We start from the raw sequence: 18509 nt of genomic DNA on the forward strand, positions 1-18509 counted from the left end.
ATTAATCGCGTCTCTACTCCTAACTCTTAACTCTCTCTAGTTGCGGGAGTAAAGCTGTAAAAGCCTTGCCTCGATGACTTATTGAACCCTTCAACTCTCGTGTCATCTCAGCAAAGGTCAATTGCAACTCTTGGACATAAAAAATTGGATCGTACCCGAAACCACTATCACCACGAGGTGCGTGGAGAATGTCGCCACGACAAATACCTTCAGATTGTAATACGATCGCACCATCAGGACGAGCGATCGCTACTGCACAAACAAATTGTGCTTGTCGATTTACCTCGTTACCCAATTCTTTCAATACCCTAGCAATGCGTTCTGAGTCAGTTTTGGCGTAACGTGCAGAATAAACCCCTGGTGCGCCATTCAGGGCATCTACTTGCAAGCCCGAATCATCAGCGATTGCCCAGTTTCCTGTAGCTTTAGCAATTTGTGACGCTTTCAGACAAGCATTTGCGGCAAAGGTTTCGCCCGTCTCCTCAATGTCTAATTCTTCAGGTTTAAGGGTTAATTCCCAACCAGAATTTTCCAGGTAAGCTTGCATTTCTCTCAACTTACCTGGATTTCCTGTAGCTACTACGAGTGATTTGGTCATTAGTCATTGGTCACTTGTACTGAGCGTAGAAAAAATGTAGGTTGGGTTGAACTTTAGTGAAACCCAACAAAACCAAGGGTTTTTCGTGTTGGGTTTCGTCCCTCAACCCAACCTACTCGTAAATTTATCAAAGCCTTAAAAATCAAGGGTTCTGAATTTTTATTTAACGAGAGTAATAGAAGAGCGTTAGTCATTGGTCACTTGTACTGAGCGTAGTCGAAGTATTAGTCATCGATCATTTACCAAGGACAAAGGACTAATGACTAATGACTAATAATTAATTTTACTCTGCCCAGTGTTTCGCCCAAGCAAGAGTTTGATGGACTTGCTCAATTGTTGGGGCTTCGCAGTATAAGCGTAAAACTGGCTCAGTCCCACTAAATCGAATCATTAACCAGCTTTTATCAGCGAGGCGATATTTGTAGCCGTCAATTGTTTGGCAATCAATCACTGCTAAAGAGGCAATTTCCGTTAAGGGTTGAGTTTGCAGTTGTTGCAAAAGACGCGATCGCACTTCCATACTTGCTAAGGGTAAATCAATGCGATCGTAAGCTGAGGTAAACCCTGTCTGTTTCTGCAAGTAGCGATAATATTCACCCAAATCCAAACCAGATTCGACGATCGCCTCTAGGACGTACAATGCTGACAGTAGTGCATCGCGTTCGGGAATATGGCTACCATAGCCAATTCCTCCTGACTCTTCGCCACCCAGCAACACTTTTGCTACTAACATTCTGTCAGCGATGTATTTATAACCAACTGCTGTCTCAAAGACTGACAGGTTATGTAGTGCTGCTACAAGGGGCATCAAGTCGGAACCGCTAACTGTTTTGACTATTTCGCCACTAAAGCCGCGTCTTAAGGTTAAATGGTCGATTAATATCGGGATTAATACTTGGGAACTTAGGAAGTTTGCTTCTCCATCTACTGCTGCAATGCGATCGCAGTCTCCATCAAATACCAACCCCACTGTTAAACCTGATTTATCGGTTTCTCGGTGAGTTTTGATGACTTCAAATAACTTTGAAAGGTATTTAGGCAAGGGTTCCGGCGCACCGCCACCAAAGAGGGGGTCGCGTTCTGAGTTGATTTCTTTGACCTGATTGCCTAATAGTCTCGCCAATCCGCCAGCCGCCGCGCCATGCATGACATCGGCAAATAACGTTAGTTTGCCAGATGCGATCGCTTCTCGAAGTTTGGCAATATCAACTTTACCTTCTAGCGCTTGGGTATAACTAGGCCAAGGATCGAATTTTTCTTGCTTGCCTGGGGTAGCTGCTAATGGTACTCCCACCGACAACTGCGCTTCTATCTCTTTTGTGACTTCTGGCGGCACTGACCCACCAAAACAGCCCTTGACTTTTAAACCCAAATATGCACCAGGATTATGACTGGCTGTAATTACTAATGCTCCTAAAGCATTAAGTTCTTTTGCTGCCCAACTATAAGCTGGGGTTGGGGCATAAGTTTCGCTCAGTAGCACATCAAAGCCGATCGCAGTGACAGAATCGGCGACAGCACGAGCAAAGTCTTCGGCCATGAATCGGCGATCATAACCGACAATTATTGTCCGGCTACCCACCGTAGAAAAATATGTATCATATAATACTTTTGCGGCGACTGGCGCGACCAGGGCTAGGCGTTCAAAGGTGAACTCATCACCAATAACACCCCGCCAGCCGTCTGTACCAAACTTGATTGAGTTAGCTACAACTGGCATCTAAGTATCCTAACTGTCTACTTGAGGATTCTAGCATTTATACAGTGTATAAAGTAAAAAAAGAATCTAGTAATAATATGTACTCATAATATTAAAGATAAAAGTGAGCCAATTTGTGTATCGTACAAATGCAATGTCTAACAACAAGCCCGTCTACGCCTGCCACATTTAAAAGAGAATAGCGCCTGTGTAACATAGTGTTTCAAAAAGCTTACACTATTAGAATTGTAGGTATCTATCGTTAGCATGAAGCAGACTTGAGAGTTCCAGCAAATCGTATATTTGATTAAGGCTGTAAGGATAAAAGTAGTGATAGACAATCGGGCAATATCAATCAGTTTATTTACAGGAGCAGGTGGACTAGATATTGGGATAGAACAGGCAGGTTTTCGGGTAGTAAGTGTTGTTGAGAAAGATCCTGATGCTGCGAAGACTATAGCTTTCAACCGACCTCACCTAAATAGTTCTGTAGCAAGAGATATACAGAAAATCACTGCTCAAAATCTTTTAGAAGAAGCGGGATATGTTATTAACCTTGGTAGACCCCTACGGATTGGAGAAGTAGATTTAGTAACTGGCGGTCCCCCTTGTCAACCCTTCAGCACAGCAGGAAAACGTGGTTCAGTTATGGACCCACGTGGCAGCTTATTTATGGACTTTATACGTATTGTTGAACAAGTGCAGCCACGCTTTTTTGTCATGGAGAATGTTAAAGGTTTACTCTCGGCTCCTATTCGTCATAGACCTCATCTGGAACGAGGAACGGATTATGCTCCTCTGGAACTAGATGAAATGCAAGGGAGCGCTCTTGAGATTGTTCTAGAAGAAATGAAGTGCTTTGGTTATCAAGTTATTTATAAAGTAATGGAAGCAGCAGATTACGGTGTTCCGCAAAACAGAGCGCGAGTAATCTTTATTGGCTCCAGAGATGGTGAATCAGCTACATTCCCTTTGCCTACTCATAGTAAAGATGGCTCTTTATTACCTCAATGGCGCACTCTTAAAGATGCTCTGACCAACTTAGAAGATCCACAACCGGAGTATACTTCCTATTCAAAAAACCGTCTTCAATATTTAAAGCTTTTAAAAAGTGGTCAAAACTGGAGAGATTTACCTAACGACTTGATAAAAGAAGCGATGGGAGGGGCTTACAAATCTGGAGGCGGTAAAGTAGGGTTTTACAGAAGGTTATGTTGGGATAAGCCGTCTCCTACTATTACTACAAGTCCTTACCAAAAGGCTACAGATATGTGTCATCCAGAGGAATTGCGTCCTCTCAGTGTACGAGAGTGTGCCAGGATTCAAACCTTTCCAGACTCATGGATTTTCTATGGTTCGACAGCCTCTAAATACCGACAGATAGGTAATGCTGTACCTGTACTCTTAGCTCAAGCTATTGGTGACTATTTACATAGTCTAATTAGACAGGAAAAACCTAAAGGGATACCAGTCTTTGAACAGCTTTCACTATTTAATCACTAAATTCCTAGCCTGTTGATTATTTTAAGACTTTTACTACTGAATTTGTTGCCAGTATTTACTATCTTCTACATACAATGCGGCAGGATTTTCAGCGATAGTTTGTCTAACAAAGGCAGCAAAGTCTTCTTCCGAAAGATTAGAGCATCCTATTAATTGATTCAGTTCTTTCCAATAGTAAGTTCCATTTTGAGCATTGACTCTATGCCATTTCCGAATAATAGTTCCTTTACGGACACTACTGCTCGAACTATTTTCAGAATTACTACGATTTTTAACTTGTAATAGCTCACCTTTCTTGGTACAAAAATCAACCTTATTTATAGTTTCACCCCAAGCACAGTACCAACCATAAAATGACAATTTTTCGGCAAGATATTCTTCTAAAAGAAGACCTAAGATGTTTTCTGCTGACATGGAAAGACGATGAGCATACTTTATATGATTAATGCCATCCGTGCTAAGAGTAGGTAAACGAGCGGAAAGAATCGTGTCAATAATTTTGTCAGAAATAGTGCCTATCTTCTTACTAGTTCGCTTTGAGGCTCGATTATTATAACCGCCAAAATACTTATTTAACCACTTAGTAATGTAATCTAAGCGAGAATTGCATACTTTTAAATATGGAAATAATTCAGGCGAATTACAACAGACGGATAAAACTGTTTTTACAGAATCATTCCAGAACATCCCAGTATGAAGTTTGGCGATATTTTCAGCTTCTGACACGATCAAATTGGCATCAAAATCCGGTATTTTGAGGTTATTGCTCACAGTCACTATTGGGTAAAATCTGCTGTTTCAGTTATGAGCGATCGCCCCACCTACACAAATCTCTTTTTATATATAAACATTAATAATCCTTAATAGTATTCACTATTAAGGATTGTTAACATGAGCAAAACTGCTCACAAACCTGATTGTTCCTTAAAAATCATCGAGAAACTGACTAAGGCGACTGATTACGGGGTCAACCTCTTGAGGAGGGGTAGCAACAGTATAAGAAGTATTATTTACTACTTCTAATTGACTTGGAGACGGGATGAACGATCGATCGTTGACTATGAGCGCCAGTTGTGCAACTTGTTGAGAAAGTTGCAGTAGATGATGTTCCATCGCCTCCAAACGATTAGATCCCTTGGCAAAAAAACGTTCCTCAAGTCCAGCCACTTGACGTTGCAGTTCACCGATTTGTTGTTCAATCGGTGTTGTTACTGCTGTTTGTGGAGCAGGTTGTACAGGTTCCGGTACACATAAAGATTGCCACAAGGCTTCTTTACAGAGGTCGCTGAAAGTCTTGTCTGGTTGTTTTTCCAAATAACTTTCTACTTGCGCTAACAAGCTTTCATCAGCAAGCTCTGGGTTGAACGTGACGGATTTAACTACCTTTTTTGACCATTGGAACATCAGCTTTATGCCCTAGCAGCGCGATTGGAGGATAATTGTGCCTCTCCATAAATATACTGCCCCAAAGCATTCGCTTGTCGTGAAGGTGCTGCTAAATGAGCATTAATCTGTGCTTCCTTGAGTAGACGTTGAACGTCATCCCAGAAGAACTCACCACCCCCACCAGTGAGAATCACATCGGTGACGCGTTCTGGCAACCAGGCTAGCACACGGCTACAGATTTCGCGCGAAAACATCTCTGTAAGGTTGGGAAGAAAATCGTCTAGGTTAGTGGGCTTGCTAGCGCCTTTAGGACGGTAATAGCGTTCACCTCTGGGTTTGTTCACAGCAGAAATCAGTGCCAGAGATTGACTATCTGCTCCCTCGATTTCGGCAGACACCAATTCATAAAACTTATTCATACCGAAGTCTTCGCTCTTAGAAGCACCTCTGGCAAAACGGAAGTTATCTACCATCAAAAGATCGACAGTTTGATGTCCAATATCAACGATCGCCACCGATATTTTTGTAAAATCGGGACTGCCAGGGCTTTTCTTCGGTTGAGCTTCAGACCACAGGAGGCTGCCGTAACCTTCTGGCATTACCCAAACTTTAATGATGTTCAGCGACAAAGATTCACCTCGGAAGTTCAACACATGAGGGCCAGTTACTTGGCTGGTTAACTGCGCTTTTTCCTTTTCAAACTGCTCTAAGGAAAGAAAAGGCAAACCTAGTACAACTGAGATATCGTCTTTGAGTTTGAAGTAGCCAGCACTTGCTAACACTTTTACCAGTGCAGCCTCTACCTTAGATTGGCCGACTCCTAGATTCGCCCCAAAATCTGCTGCTAGTTGACCAACAGCATATCCATTTCCTTGATACTCCAGCCACAAATCCATTAAGGGGTCAGTAGCTCTGGATTCAAAAACACCACCGCGTACTTGTTCTATTGACATCTGCTTGACGTTGGCAGGTACAAATACCACACTGCCGGGTTCACGACTCACACAAGTTTTTGTGGAAGTTCTGCCTAAATCAACACTGAGAATGGTTTTCCCGGAACCACCGACTGGCTTGGGAGTATTATTAACAGCATTGATGGGAGTCGATGCCGACACCCTATTCATGGGTATCGCAGCAGCATTGATGGGGGTAGCGGCGGAAGGTTGGTCTGTCATGAAAGCTCCTAGTTCAAACTTAACTGTAAAAAGTTGTCATGCTCATCTTACAAAAATGCGAGCAACCAGAAATTCTAGGTTGCGTCAAGTGTAGCTAGAAATACGCCAAAAATTAATTCCGACCATATCTCCGATAAGCTCTGCCTTCGCACATCTAGTATTATTTGGCATAGTGTAGGCGAATTTTGGCCAGATGTAACCCCTGCTTTCACTGCTTTCAAACCAAAAGCGTCCGTGTTTCATCTTCTAGTACGTCTTAACTGGCGCTTAAATATCCAGAAAACAAATGCTAGAACCAAACCCCCAAGTACGATTTTGGATACAGGAGCAAGGTACTTGTCCACAAGTTCATACTGACTACCCAATATGTATCCTGAGTATGTTAGCAAACCCACCCAAGCGGCGCTACCTAATGTTGTGTAAACCAAAAATGGTAGCAAGGGCATATTGCTAATCCCTGCGGGAACAGAAATCAAGGTGCGGATTCCCGGTACAAGACGACCAATTAATACTGCTGTTCTACCTTGTCGGTCAAACCACTTTTTGGCCTTGGTGATATCTTTACTAGATATAGCCAGCCATTTGCCATACTTATCAGCCCAAGCTTTCAAACGAGTTTCACCCAAAAACTTACCTGGATAGTACCAAATAAGTGCGCCCAATACAGAACCCAAAAGTCCTGCGAAAAACACACCAATGATATTTAGCTTTGCCCCTCCTGGTTGATATGGACTTGCTGTAAATCCAGCCAGTGGCATAATCAATTCTGAAGGAATTGGGGGAAAAAGGTTCTCTAGGAACATTAGTAGGGCGATTCCCCAATAGCCAAAATAGTTGATAGTGTTAGTTATCCATTCAAGCATTGAGTCAATTCCTGAAATTGTTGCACTAGTCGTGTTACTAGGATTGTTTCATTAATTTTGCGGGGCTGCGAGATCCCCGACTTCTTCAAGAAGTCGGGGATATGAACACTTCACGGTTTTGTTTTCTAATTTTTTAGATCCCCCTTAGTCAGTTTTGTAAAAAGACTAGGGAGGATCTAAAGACTTGATGGCAAATTTAAAAACATACTCTAGGGTTTTCTTCTGATTTGGCGGCTGTGGGAGAGCAGGGAGAAAATTTTACCTTGTCCCCCTCATCCCCCTCATCCCCTCTTCTTCTAGGCTGTCGGGGTCAATGATTGTACCCTTGGTTCCGATTGCCAGTCTAATGGATTCCAAACTCGATCTTCCAGCGCCATCTGTTCAATCAAACTTGCCAGTCTGAGCGCTTTAAGAGCTTGTTCACCACCCACTGATGGTTGATTGCCACCGTGTACACAGTTGACAAAATGTTCTAATTCTGCACTTAGGGGTTGAATATTGCTGGTGTAGACTTTTTCGATCACACCATCTTGTCTATAAAGTACTTGTCGGTGGTCGGTGAGAGAATTGGCAGCCGTTTGTCGGTGAATCAAAATTTCATTCTTGAGAAAATCTGCCTCAGTAAATGAATTTTTGCAATGGGCGACAATCCGGCGAATTTTGCGGTGAGTGACTTTACTGGCTGTCAGAGTAGCAACAATACCATTGGCAAACCCCAAGGTGGCAGTTACGTAATCTAAATAACCAGAGTCCAAGGAGCGAGTACCGCTAGCAGTCAATTTTGTGACTGGGGAAGCAGCTAATTCTAAAAGTAGGTCGATGTCATGGATCATTAAATCCAGCACAACCGAAACATCGTTTGCCCGATCTGAGTAAGGACTCATTCTGTGGGCTTCTAGCGCCAGCAATTCCTCCGTTTTCAGAACTTGGCTCAGTTCTTTAAAAGCTGGGTTGAAACGCTCAATATGACCTACTTGCAGGATACACTGAGACTCTGCTGCCGCATTTACTAGGGACTCTGCCTCAGAAATACTGGCTGCAATGGGTTTTTCAATCAAAACATGAATTCCCGCTAGCAGACAGCTAATGCCCACGGCATAGTGCAGACGGGTGGGAACAGCTACACAAACTGCTTCCACAAGGGGTAGCAGGTCACAGTAATCTTCAAAAAAACGCACCTTGTATTTGCTGGCAGTTTCTAATCCTCGCTCGACGTTAATATCTGCCACTCCGACCAGTTCAACATCTTTCATTGAACTCAGCACGCGAGCGTGGTGTTGTCCCATGTTACCCACTCCAATCACGCCTATGCGGATTGGTCGTGGCTGGTTGCGCTGTGTATATAGATTCGGTTCTGCCACTGACATGCTATCTTGCACTATTATTCTCTCCTCAACCACCAAATTTAGAGACGCTACGGCCGTTGGCGTTTATACTCGAAAGCCAGTTACGATCCGTCTAAAACCATCCAGATGGTAACATAGAGCCTATGTTTATGAAGAATTTCAAAGTTTGCGATCGGTTCCCGTAATCCAAACATCTTTTGTATAGATAGTTCGGGTTTGTTTTTGATTTTGCACTTTCTACAAAAAATATATGTCTTTTTATTAACTGATGAAAGCTGTAATTCTGTTATCTGGGGGATTGGACTCTTCCACAATTCTGTATAAAGCTAAGGCTGATGGCTGTGAATGTCATGCTATTTCCTTTGATTACCAGCAGCGACACCGACGAGAGTTACAGTCAGCCCTTGCTGTTGCTAAAAAGGCTGCGATCGCAAAACATCAGGTAGTGAATTTTGATTTACGGCAATGGGGCGGTTCCGCACTTACCGATGACGCGATTGATTTACCCCAAAAGCGATCGCTGGATGAAATGTCTCAAAATATTCCTGTGACTTATGTTCCGGCTCGTAATACCATTTTTTTAAGCTTTGCTCTTGGCTACGCCGAAGCGATCGCGGCTGAACGTGTCTATATCGGTGTCAATGCCTTAGATTATTCAGGATATCCTGACTGTCGCCCCGACTATATTCAGGCAATGCAGGAAGTTTTTCGTCTAGGAACCAAACAAGGGCGTGAGGGACAGCCAATTAGTATTGTTGCACCCCTCATCAACTTGAAAAAAACCGAAATCATCCAACTAGGAAACCAATTAGGAGTTCCTTGGGAGCTAACTTGGTCTTGCTATGCTGGTGGCAATGTCGCCTGCGGCGTGTGTGATTCATGTCGCTTGCGGTTGGCAGCTTTTGCCGAATTGGGACTCGTTGATCCACTGGTGTATGCTTAGTGGGCATTGGCCAAACAGGGCATGAAGAAGAGACAAGGGAGACAAGGAAGAGACTATTCAATAATTCCCCCTTGTCCTCCTTGTCCTCCTTGTCTCCCTCATCTCCCTCATCTCCCTCATCTCCCTCATCCCCCCTCCTCTTCCAGGCGTCGCAGTTGAATTTGATGCAGGCGTGGGCCAACAATTGATACCACAGTGAATTCGAGATTTTCATAACAGAAGGTTTCGCCAATGGCCGGAATTTTCTGTAACTGATACAGCAAAAAGCCCCCTAGTGTTTGGTATTCTCTTGTCAGGGGCAAATTAAGATGCAAAACCTCATTAAGGTCTTCGAGGTTTATTTGTGCCTGCACTAGAAATTTCTGCTCATCTAACATCTGAATCATTAAGTCGTCACTGCTTTCAGGTTCGCTTGCGTCGCCGATGATTTCGGCAATGACATCTTTGATTGTCACGAGTCCCACAGTACCGCCAAATTCATTTACTACCATGACCATAGCGGGTTTCTCTTGCTGCATCATGGGCAAAAGTTCACTCAAGGGTGTGTGTTCGGGAACAAACCGAGCAGGACGCATCCAAGGTTGAATTTGTGTCTCTAAACTGAGCTTTCCCACAGCTAAAGGTTGTGCCAAATCTTTAAAATAAACAATGCCGCGAACATCATCTAAAGATTCACCAATCACGGGATAACGTGAGTAACCTGTAGCAGCCATTTCCTTGAGTAATACCTGGAAGGTCGCATCTTTTGGCAGCGCGATAATACTGGTGCGTGGGATCATCACATCTTGGGCCATGACATCCCCAAACTCAAAGACATTATTGAGCAATTCCCGTTCCGCACGCTGTAAACCAGTAGATCCCCATTCTGTAGAGATAATCAGTTGCAATTCTTCGGGAGTTACAGGCGGTCGCCAGCCTTGACCTGTGTATTGGATGCCAAAAATCCGCAATAAAAAACGAGTTGATTGGTTGAGAATCCAGATGAAAGGGCCAAAAAAACGCACGATCGCTTTTACCGAAGGCCCCAAAAACCTCGCTAGCTGTTCTGAGTACAGCATGGCTAAGGATTTGGGACATAGTTCTCCGATCACAATTTGCAAATAGGCAATTAAGAAAAAAGCAATGGGAATTGATAGGGAATGGGCGAGGAAGTTAGTCATCCTACTAGGTAAAGGCCAGGATCTTAACCAGGCATTTACCAGCACGACAATTGTACTTTCGCCAATCCATCCCAGCGCTAAACTAGAGAGAGTAATGCCTAACTGAGTGGTAGATAGCAGTCGGTCAATACTGCGTTGTAGCATTTCCACAGCGATCGCTGGAATATCCCCAGCCTTAACTAGCTGGTGAATACGCGATCGCCGCACGCTCACCATCGAAAATTCCGCCGTCACAAAAAAGGCATTTATGGCAATCAGTAGTAGCACTGACAATAACCGCAGCGCCACATCCGTCCAAATCAAATTAGGAAAACCACTCACTGCCAAAGCTCGTGTAAAACTCACGCCCTCCATTTTTGGATTTTGGATTTTGGATACTTCGACTTCGCTCAGTACAAGTTTTGGATTTTGGATTAAGTTTTGGGTATTAGGGATTAGCTAAATTACGCTAAATTACTTAGTACCAAATCTCCAATCTAAAATCTAAAATCTAAAATCTAAAATTGCCCCTCCTACCTTTCTACAGGAATACCCGATGCCTCTAGCTTCAATTTTTGAGCGGGATAATCAGTCAGAGCAAGTGATATTTTCTTGACATCATCAAGTAAAGCCGTGGGAATGCTCACAGTACCTGAAAATGCTGGGCCATTTACAGGCAATTCTGTTGGTAAACCCTCTGTACTAGCACTCAGGGTTCGTCCTTTATCATCGGTAACATCTAAAAAACTATACAGGAAGCGCACAGAATCCTTACCTTTGTTCTGCATTTTCACTTTCAGTAGCAAGTCACCACCAGAGTAACGAGCAGATTGCACAGTCATAGTTACACCCTCACTTTGGGCAGTAACTGGAAAGCCTGGTAGGGGTTTTTCTTCAACCACTTCTGGGGGCTTTTCCTCTGGCTTCTGCTTGCTGGTATTGGTTTCTTCGTCATCTTCCTCTAGCTTTTCCGATTTAGCAGCCTTGGTCTTACCGTCAATTCGCGCCTTGACAACTTTCAGAATCTCTTCCTCTTTTAATAGCACTAGCCCTCCCTGTTGAGAGGCATTTGCCTTATTGCTGGCAAATTTGGTGGTGGGACGACCATCAGGTGCGGTAACGCCTTTAAGTGCTGAACTCCCCAGTTCAAACCCCAATAACGCGCTCACAGAACCTGCTCCCATCATCAGGATTAACAAAATCAAAGTAAGAAGTACAGTAGAATTTATTTTCATTGCTGATAAGCTATCACATAAAAATGCTGGGCTATTTAAGAATAGTGAAGCTTTTGACCTCAATCCTTAAAGGAACTTGATCAATATTAGTCTGTACTATTTCATGATTAAATTATGTAGTATAAACAATACCTTCGCCATTTTTTGTAGGTTGGGTTGAGCGAAGCAAAACCCAACGTATTTGTTGGGTTTCGTGCCTCAACCCAACCCACGAATCGAGACATTTTTCGATTTGGCGAAGGTATTGATAAAAATTTGGTAAACTAGTGTCCAGTATTCACACGTGGTAACTTTATGCTATAATCATAGAATTGGCTAAACTCAGTGCATGAGGTATGTTCCTCACTATAAAAATTAGCAAATAAAGTTGATCTAAGAGTTTAAAGTAATTTGCTCGTAGCAACCCGAAACAAAGCAAGCGCCTTTGGCCGATTGGGGAGGCAACGAACTCATAATTCGTCTTCAGGCTGGTTCGATTCCAGCAGGGCGCACTGAATCATTAAAATGGGGCATGAAGAAGAGACAAGGGAGAGACTTGCTCAATAATTCCCCCTTGTCCCCCTGCTCCCCTGCTCCCTCATCTCCCTCATCCTCCCCTGCTCCCCACTCCCCAATCTTACCGAGGTGGTAAAGTTTCAAACCTGAATTCAGTTCCCACTTTGAGTTTGTTGCTATTCAAACGAGGGGACATCATCAACGATGTGTCATAAGGATTTGGTAAATCAGGAGTGCGAATATAAGGATCGTTACCAGCTTGCTGAGTCAGGACATCATGATATAAAGTGTTAACCAACTCAGCATCGTGGGCAATTTCATTTTCTGGGAAGGAACCACCGAAACTGGAACCAGATCCTAGAAGGGAGTCTAGCTGACGCTTGAGACTGCCATTTTCGTAGAAATTGCGATCGTGACTAAAAAAAGCTCGTTCAAATACATTACTCGTAGTTTCAGTTCTGGGGGTTTCGGTTTGGGCAAATGCAACTGAGGGAAAAGCAATACCAGCAGCAAGCAGCACCAATAAACCACCAAAGGTTTTAAATTTTATACCCACGTTTCTGACTCCTCAATTTTCGTTTTAGGCGAATCTTAATCTATGCTTAAGTTCAGAACTCTGATAAGTTCAACCTTTGGTGTAGCACAACTTTTAATGTTTTGTAATGACGTATCCTACTGAAACTCTTACCCACTCAGATATTTGGGCAACCACTCCTGATTTGACCATCTTGCGCCACAAGCTACTAGATTTATTTTGCCAACTTGCTTATCAAGAGGGTGATTTTCTCCTCTCTTCTGGTCTGCGTAGTTCTTATTATGTCAACAAAACACAGGTAACACTCCATCCTCAAGGCGCTTTGGCGGTTGGAAGGTTGCTGTTTCCTTTGTTACCTGTAGATACACAGGCTGTAGGTGGTTTAACAGTGGGGGCTGATCCAATTGTGACAGCTGTGAGTGTAGTTTCTGTTTATGAAAACCGACCGATACCAGCGTTAATTATTCGGAAGGAAGCCAAGGGTTATGGGACGAAAGCTTATATAGAAGGTCCCAGTTTACCAGAGGGTGCAAAAGTAGTAGTTTTAGAAGATGTGGTGACAACTGGACAATCTGCTCTGAAAGCAGTTGAGCGCCTAAAGGATGCGGGTTATACCGTAAATCAAGTAATTTCACTGATAGATCGAGAGCAAGGGGGAGGTGAGTTGTACCAGTCATCTGGGTTGAAGTTTGAAACTTTGTTTTCGATTCAGGAAGTTCAGGAACGCTACCGACAACTTGCGAATTTATAAACAATAGGACTTGTACTAATTCGTAATTCGTAATTCGTAATTCGTAATTACGAATTGGTATAAGTCCTGAATTATGAAACAATAGAGTTCAGTTAGAGATTAAAACATCAACTCTGGGACTTATAAATTAATAAAAAATAGCAACTTTAATTAATTTAGGATTATCTACAAGCATTTACAACAAAGTTGGGAATCTCTGTATGCCCAAGTAGCTGCTTAAACATCTAATGATTGGTTTAAAAGGAGATAAATATGCAAGCAACAGTATCCACTGAACTAACACAAGAAAAAGTCGATAAAGCTGTCAGCGCAATTCTTGAAGTACTAGGAAAGCCAGAAAACGATTTACACCACAAAGCGTTAACAGCTTTTCAGAGTGGCGAGCATCAAACTGTAAAGAGACTGGCATCTACCAACCTGACCGATAATTATTGTAAAGCTTTGGGATACCTGGGAGGAGCGCTGAAGCTTACTCCAAACACCGATACTATTTTGGCGGAATCGGCTCGTAGTGCAGCTGAATTTGTGAAAGAAAAAGCATTGCAGCACCTTGGTACTAAGATTGCTGATGCTCTGAATTAACTAATGTAAGAGCAAGGCGATCGCTTTCATACATCATCCCCAATTTCCCACATCCTCTTGGTTTAGGTGGAAGCGTAGCCCTTAACTATAAGCCAATATGCTTGGGTTAAGGGCTAATTGTACAAAATTGTGGGTTTTCGGAGACGCAATAAATCGCCGTCTCTACTCTCTACAAGTTAAAACTGAAATTTACAATAGTTGCAACAAGCTCAAAGGCTATAAGCTTGTTTGGCAAAGAAAACTGTTGTATTTTAACAAAAGCCAGCAGCGGGATTTGAACTCGCGACCTTCCGATTACAAGTCGGATGCACTACCACTGTGCTATGCTGGCAAGTCTAGCGATTACTTTTAGTTAGCAACCACAATTTCTTATTATACCATAATCTATTTATTTGTCTAGCTGTAAATGCTAAAAAATATCTGCCTCTTCAGAAATTAGGCTAAAAGTGCAGAAATTTTAGCAATATCACTGCTTTTGTGCGTCTAGATGGTTTAGTTGGTACAGCAATTGTGATGAAAGAGAAACAAATCTGCGATCGCAATCATTGATAAAGTTGATAGATTAATATTCATATCAAAAGCTAACTCAAATCCTGGGCTGGGCGCAAAAATATCTCGTTAGTTCTAAAACTGTATTTTCTTAGCACGGCTGAATAAAGGAACGGAAATATATAATTATTTTTTACAGATTACAAGCATGGCAGCATTGCTCGGACGAGATTTATTAAGTCTAGCGGACATCAGTCCGACGGAACTTCAAGAACTCCTGCAATTGGCAACTCAGCTTAAATCACAACAGTTGAAGTTGCAGTGTAATAAAGTTTTGGGGTTGTTGTTCTCCAAAGCTTCAACCCGCACGCGGGTAAGTTTTACTGTGGCGATGTACCAACTGGGTGGACAGGTAATCGATCTTAACCCCAATGTCACTCAAGTTAGTCGTGGGGAACCTTTACAGGATACGGCGCGGGTGTTAGACCGATATCTGGATATTTTGGCAATTCGCACTTTTGCCCAGCAGGATTTAGAAACTTTTGCTGAGTATGCCAAGATTCCGGTGATTAATGCACTTACCGATGCAGAACATCCTTGTCAGGTATTAGCGGATTTATTGACGATTAAAGAAAGCTTTGACACCCTTGCTGGATTAACTTTAACCTACGTGGGTGATGGGAATAATATGGCTAATTCTCTGATGTTGGGCTGTGCTTTGGTGGGGATGAATGTCAGAATTGCTACTCCTAGCGGATATGAGCCAGATTCTAGGATTGTAGAACAAGCAAGAGCGATCGCTAATAACAAAACGGAAGTCCTTGTCACTCACGATCCAGAATTAGCAGCTAAGGGTTCTGCTGTACTTTATACTGATGTTTGGGCGAGTATGGGGCAAGAAGCAGAAGCAGATAATCGGATGCCTATTTTTCAGCCTTACCAAATTTCGGAACAGCTATTAAGCCTTGCTAATCCAGAGGCAATTGTTTTACACTGCTTACCAGCCCATCGCGGTGAAGAAATTACTGAGGCTGTTATTGAAGGTTCTCAATCAAAAGTTTGGGAACAGGCAGAAAATCGCCTCCACGCGCAAAAAGCTTTGCTTGCGAGTATTTTAGGGGCAAAGTAAGGGAATAGGGCACAGGGGACAGGGTATAGTTTTCTTCCTTGTACCCTCTAACCTGTAACCTCTAACCTGTACCCTGTTATATTCTTATTCGTCAAAATGCAAAAGAGAAGAAAATAATTTTGCTTTTGCCTTTCATATTTTTACTTTTCTCTTGTTATGGGGAGTTTTTTGTAGTACTAATGTTCTAGAGACATTAATAATTACTTCCCGTAAATTTATGGAACGTCTAACGGAAGCTCAACAAGAACTTTACGAATGGTTGGAAGAATACATCAGATCGCACCAGCATTCGCCTTCTATTCGGCAAATGATGCAAGCGATGAACCTGAAGTCACCCGCACCAATTCAAAGTCGTTTAGAACATTTACGCACTAAAGGATATATAGAATGGACTGAAGGCCAAGCGCGAACGATTCGGATTTTGCGTCCTGTTAAGCAGGGTGTGCCAATTTTGGGCACGATCGCTGCTGGTGGTTTAATAGAACCATTTACTGATGCTGTAGATCATTTAGACTTTTCTAATTTCGAGTTACCTCCTCAAACCTACGCTTTGCGCGTAGCTGGCGATAGCATGATTGAAGATTTAATTGCTGATGGCGATGTGGTATTTCTGCGTCCAGTACCAGAACCAAATCATTTAAAAAATGGCACCATCGTTGCCGCCAGAGTTGATGGATTTGGTACGACATTAAAACGTTTTTATCGCCAAGGCGATCGCGTTACCCTCAAACCAGCAAATCCCAAGTACAATCCCATAGAAGTCAGCGCTATGCAAGTACAGGTACAAGGTTCACTCATTGGTGTTTGGCGTGGTTACAACTGAGTAATGGGGAATAGGGAATAGGAAGACATGGGGGATAACCAATGCCTAATGCCCATTAATTAGGGTTCATTACCATCTTTGTGCTTAACATTTTATGTACCTGACGAAAAATCCAGTGCAGCAACTGCCCACTTTCCGGTTGAAATTACCATTCGCAAGGGAAAGTAAGGGCAGTTATTACACGCAACCATTACCAGGATGCCCAAGAATGCCTGTGTCTCTGCAATTGCGGCAATATCAGCGCCAAGCGATCGCTAGCTGGTTTACTAACAATGGTAGAGGGACGCTGAAAATGGCTACTGGTAGTGGTAAAACGATTACCGCATTAGCGATCGCTTGTGAATTATATCAGCAGATTAATTTACAAGTTCTGGTGGTGGTCTGTCCCTATCGCCATCTTGTCACCCAATGGGCGCGAGAATGTGAAAAATTTAATTTGCAACCCATTTTAGCTTTTGAGAATTTACGCACTTGGCAAAGTCAACTTTCTACCCAAATTTATAATCTGCGTTCTGGTTCTCAACGGTTTGTCACGGTAATTACTACGAACTCGACATTAATTGGAGATGGGTTTCAATCTCAACTCAAATATTTTCCCGCCAAAACTTTAATTATTGGGGATGAGGCGCATAATTTAGGCGCACCCAAGTTAGAAGAAAGTTTACCGCGTAGTGTGGGGTTGAGACTAGCTTTATCTGCCACACCGGAGAGATATTTTGATGATTGTGGTACGCAGTCTTTATTTGATTATTTTGGCCCAGTTCTGCAACCAGAGTTTACCTTGAGGGATGCGATCGCTCAAGGGGCTTTGGTACATTATTTGTATTATCCGGTGTTGGTGGAGTTAACTGAGGCGGAAAGTATTGCCTATTTAAAGTTAACTAAAAGAATTGGGCGATCGCTACTATATAGAGAACGAGAAAATGGACAAGGGGGAAATTTTGAAGACAATGAAGATTTAAAGCCGTTGTTGATGCAAAGGGCAAGATTAATTGGTGCGGCAGAAAATAAATTAACCGCCTTGCGGGATTTAATGACAACTCGCCGCGAAACTAGCCACACTCTTTTTTATTGTAGTGATGGTTCACAGGATGCGGGACAACGTTCATCCCTACGCCAACTCAAAGCTGTTGCTAAAATTCTCGGAGTGGATTTAGGCTACAAAGTAAGCACCTATACGGCTCAAACAACTTTACAAGAAAGGGAAATTTTGCGCCATCAATTTGAAAGTGGAGAGTTGCAAGGTTTGGTGGCAATTCGTTGTTTAGATGAAGGTGTTGATATTCCAGCAATTCAAACTGCGGTGATTTTATCAAGTTCTGGTAATCCCCGCCAATTTATCCAACGACGAGGGCGAGTTTTACGTCCTCATCCCGCTAAAGAACGCGCCACTATATTTGACATGATTGTTTTACCACCAGATTTAGATAGAGAAACTATCGAAGTTGAGCGTAATCTCTTGAAAAAGGAATTACGCCGCTTTGTAGAGTTTGCTGATTTAGCTGATAACGCAGGCGTTGCAAGAATGAAGTTACTTGATTTACAAAAGCGATATGGTTTATTAGATATTTGATGATGAACTATATATAGCAATCCTAAATGAGTTGTGAAAATGCGCGATGTCCAGATCCCCGACTTCTCGAAGAAGTCGGGGATCTAATTTTTCACGAATGATTTAGGATTGCGATAGTTGTATTTTTTTGTAAAAATTTTCGAGTTTTGAAAAAAGAAGCATTAAGTATGGAATAATAGAATTATGAGTTTGATTGTAATGGGATGTAAGTAAAATTTTTAAAGACAGTTACATCCCATTATGAT

Annotated in this window: 17 protein-coding genes and 2 tRNA genes; 8 read left to right on the top strand and 11 right to left on the bottom strand. The window is 42.6% G+C overall.

Annotated features, from left to right (window positions below):
• Positions 1 to 19: 19 nt before the first annotated feature.
• Together rdgB and HWQ36_RS25570 are read right to left on the bottom strand one after the other, a co-directional pair.
• Entirely contained in the window at positions 20 to 598 is a 579-nt protein-coding gene (gene rdgB, locus HWQ36_RS25565; protein ID WP_292708053.1) for an RdgB/HAM1 family non-canonical purine NTP pyrophosphatase, read from the bottom strand.
• A gap of 283 nt (positions 599 to 881) precedes the next feature.
• Positions 882 to 2318 (bottom strand): phosphoglucomutase/phosphomannomutase family protein, encoded by a 1437-nt coding sequence (locus HWQ36_RS25570; RefSeq protein WP_292708056.1) that lies wholly within the window; start codon positions 2316 to 2318, stop codon positions 882 to 884.
• A 309-nt stretch (positions 2319 to 2627) separates the two neighbouring features.
• On the opposite strand from HWQ36_RS25570, the gene HWQ36_RS25575 reads away from it, so the two are divergent.
• Positions 2628 to 3800: a DNA cytosine methyltransferase gene (locus tag HWQ36_RS25575; protein WP_292708058.1), complete on the top strand. Its 1173-nt coding sequence runs from the start codon at positions 2628 to 2630 to the stop codon at positions 3798 to 3800.
• 33 nt (positions 3801 to 3833) lie between these two features.
• On the opposite strand, the gene HWQ36_RS25580 is transcribed toward HWQ36_RS25575, so the two are convergent.
• From HWQ36_RS25580 to HWQ36_RS25600, 5 genes are all read right to left on the bottom strand, one after another.
• Positions 3834 to 4526, bottom strand: a complete 693-nt coding sequence (locus tag HWQ36_RS25580) for a SinI family restriction endonuclease (protein ID WP_292708060.1) — start codon at positions 4524 to 4526, stop codon at positions 3834 to 3836.
• 198 nt (positions 4527 to 4724) lie between these two features.
• Positions 4725 to 5204: a plasmid segregation centromere-binding protein ParR gene (locus HWQ36_RS25585; RefSeq protein WP_292708063.1), complete on the bottom strand. Its 480-nt coding sequence runs from the start codon at positions 5202 to 5204 to the stop codon at positions 4725 to 4727.
• A gap of 5 nt (positions 5205 to 5209) precedes the next feature.
• Positions 5210 to 6361, bottom strand: a complete 1152-nt coding sequence (locus HWQ36_RS25590; RefSeq protein WP_292708066.1) for a ParM/StbA family protein — start codon at positions 6359 to 6361, stop codon at positions 5210 to 5212.
• A 239-nt stretch (positions 6362 to 6600) separates the two neighbouring features.
• Positions 6601 to 7224 (bottom strand): DedA family protein, encoded by a 624-nt coding sequence (locus HWQ36_RS25595; RefSeq protein WP_292708069.1) that lies wholly within the window; start codon positions 7222 to 7224, stop codon positions 6601 to 6603.
• 296 nt (positions 7225 to 7520) lie between these two features.
• Positions 7521 to 8603 carry a Gfo/Idh/MocA family oxidoreductase gene (locus tag HWQ36_RS25600; protein ID WP_012410802.1) on the bottom strand — a complete coding sequence of 361 codons (1083 nt, stop codon included), beginning with the start codon at positions 8601 to 8603 and terminating at the stop codon, positions 7521 to 7523.
• Between the two features lie 235 nt (positions 8604 to 8838).
• On the opposite strand from HWQ36_RS25600, the gene queC reads away from it, so the two are divergent.
• Positions 8839 to 9513 (top strand): 7-cyano-7-deazaguanine synthase QueC, encoded by a 675-nt coding sequence (gene queC, locus HWQ36_RS25605; RefSeq protein WP_292708073.1) that lies wholly within the window; start codon positions 8839 to 8841, stop codon positions 9511 to 9513.
• Positions 9514 to 9638: 125 nt separating this feature from the next.
• Here queC and HWQ36_RS25610 read toward each other — a convergent pair whose 3' ends face one another.
• Both HWQ36_RS25610 and HWQ36_RS25615 read right to left on the bottom strand, forming a co-directional pair.
• The gene (locus HWQ36_RS25610; protein ID WP_292708076.1) at positions 9639 to 11027 is read right to left on the bottom strand and encodes a hemolysin family protein; all 1389 of its coding nucleotides are present in this window, start codon (positions 11025 to 11027) and stop codon (positions 9639 to 9641) included.
• A 158-nt stretch (positions 11028 to 11185) separates the two neighbouring features.
• Positions 11186 to 11887 carry a hypothetical protein gene (locus HWQ36_RS25615; protein ID WP_292708078.1) on the bottom strand — a complete coding sequence of 234 codons (702 nt, stop codon included), beginning with the start codon at positions 11885 to 11887 and terminating at the stop codon, positions 11186 to 11188.
• A gap of 418 nt (positions 11888 to 12305) precedes the next feature.
• Between HWQ36_RS25615 and HWQ36_RS25620 the strand changes: the two genes are divergently transcribed.
• A tRNA-Ile gene (locus HWQ36_RS25620) sits at positions 12306 to 12378 on the top strand.
• A gap of 125 nt (positions 12379 to 12503) precedes the next feature.
• Here HWQ36_RS25620 and HWQ36_RS25625 read toward each other — a convergent pair.
• Positions 12504 to 12938 (bottom strand): hypothetical protein, encoded by a 435-nt coding sequence (locus HWQ36_RS25625; RefSeq protein WP_292708081.1) that lies wholly within the window; start codon positions 12936 to 12938, stop codon positions 12504 to 12506.
• A 106-nt stretch (positions 12939 to 13044) separates the two neighbouring features.
• Here HWQ36_RS25625 and pyrE point away from each other — a divergent pair, with 106 nt between their 5' ends.
• Positions 13045 to 13668 (top strand): orotate phosphoribosyltransferase, encoded by a 624-nt coding sequence (pyrE, locus tag HWQ36_RS25630; protein ID WP_292708084.1) that lies wholly within the window; start codon positions 13045 to 13047, stop codon positions 13666 to 13668.
• 252 nt (positions 13669 to 13920) lie between these two features.
• A complete protein-coding gene (locus tag HWQ36_RS25635; protein ID WP_292708086.1) occupies positions 13921 to 14250 on the top strand; it encodes a hypothetical protein in 330 nt (109 codons plus the stop codon).
• Positions 14251 to 14509: 259 nt separating this feature from the next.
• Here the strand turns inward: HWQ36_RS25635 and HWQ36_RS25640 are convergent.
• Positions 14510 to 14581, bottom strand: a tRNA-Thr gene (locus HWQ36_RS25640).
• Between the two features lie 366 nt (positions 14582 to 14947).
• Between HWQ36_RS25640 and argF the strand changes: the two genes are divergently transcribed.
• The 3 genes from argF to HWQ36_RS25655 all read left to right on the top strand — a co-directional run bounded on the left by argF (position 14948) and on the right by HWQ36_RS25655 (position 18264).
• A complete protein-coding gene (gene argF, locus HWQ36_RS25645) occupies positions 14948 to 15868 on the top strand; it encodes an ornithine carbamoyltransferase (protein ID WP_292708089.1) in 921 nt (306 codons plus the stop codon).
• Between the two features lie 217 nt (positions 15869 to 16085).
• Positions 16086 to 16691 carry a transcriptional repressor LexA gene (lexA, locus tag HWQ36_RS25650; RefSeq protein ID WP_292708092.1) on the top strand — a complete coding sequence of 202 codons (606 nt, stop codon included), beginning with the start codon at positions 16086 to 16088 and terminating at the stop codon, positions 16689 to 16691.
• 94 nt (positions 16692 to 16785) lie between these two features.
• Entirely contained in the window at positions 16786 to 18264 is a 1479-nt protein-coding gene (locus HWQ36_RS25655) for a DNA phosphorothioation system restriction enzyme (protein ID WP_292708095.1), read from the top strand.
• Positions 18265 to 18509 lie beyond the last annotated feature (245 nt).

The sequence above is a fragment of the Nostoc sp. NMS2 genome (assembly GCF_017115105.1).
GTDB lineage: Bacteria > Cyanobacteriota > Cyanobacteriia > Cyanobacteriales > Nostocaceae > Nostoc.

Excerpts from the sequence above, each read along its gene's own strand:
- rdgB (WP_292708053.1), bottom strand. The coding sequence starts at position 598 with ATGACCAAATCACTCGTAGTAGCTACAGGAAATCCAGGTAAGTTGAGA.
- HWQ36_RS25570 (WP_292708056.1), bottom strand. The coding sequence starts at position 2,318 with ATGCCAGTTGTAGCTAACTCAATCAAGTTTGGTACAGACGGCTGGCGG.
- HWQ36_RS25585 (WP_292708063.1), bottom strand. The coding sequence starts at position 5,204 with ATGTTCCAATGGTCAAAAAAGGTAGTTAAATCCGTCACGTTCAACCCA.
- HWQ36_RS25590 (WP_292708066.1), bottom strand. The coding sequence starts at position 6,361 with ATGACAGACCAACCTTCCGCCGCTACCCCCATCAATGCTGCTGCGATA.
- HWQ36_RS25595 (WP_292708069.1), bottom strand. The coding sequence starts at position 7,224 with ATGCTTGAATGGATAACTAACACTATCAACTATTTTGGCTATTGGGGA.
- queC (WP_292708073.1), top strand. The coding sequence starts at position 8,839 with ATGAAAGCTGTAATTCTGTTATCTGGGGGATTGGACTCTTCCACAATT.
- HWQ36_RS25610 (WP_292708076.1), bottom strand. The coding sequence starts at position 11,027 with ATGGAGGGCGTGAGTTTTACACGAGCTTTGGCAGTGAGTGGTTTTCCT.
- HWQ36_RS25615 (WP_292708078.1), bottom strand. The coding sequence starts at position 11,887 with ATGAAAATAAATTCTACTGTACTTCTTACTTTGATTTTGTTAATCCTG.
- pyrE (WP_292708084.1), top strand. The coding sequence starts at position 13,045 with ATGACGTATCCTACTGAAACTCTTACCCACTCAGATATTTGGGCAACC.
- HWQ36_RS25635 (WP_292708086.1), top strand. The coding sequence starts at position 13,921 with ATGCAAGCAACAGTATCCACTGAACTAACACAAGAAAAAGTCGATAAA.
- argF (WP_292708089.1), top strand. The coding sequence starts at position 14,948 with ATGGCAGCATTGCTCGGACGAGATTTATTAAGTCTAGCGGACATCAGT.
- lexA (WP_292708092.1), top strand. The coding sequence starts at position 16,086 with ATGGAACGTCTAACGGAAGCTCAACAAGAACTTTACGAATGGTTGGAA.
- HWQ36_RS25655 (WP_292708095.1), top strand. The coding sequence starts at position 16,786 with ATGTACCTGACGAAAAATCCAGTGCAGCAACTGCCCACTTTCCGGTTG.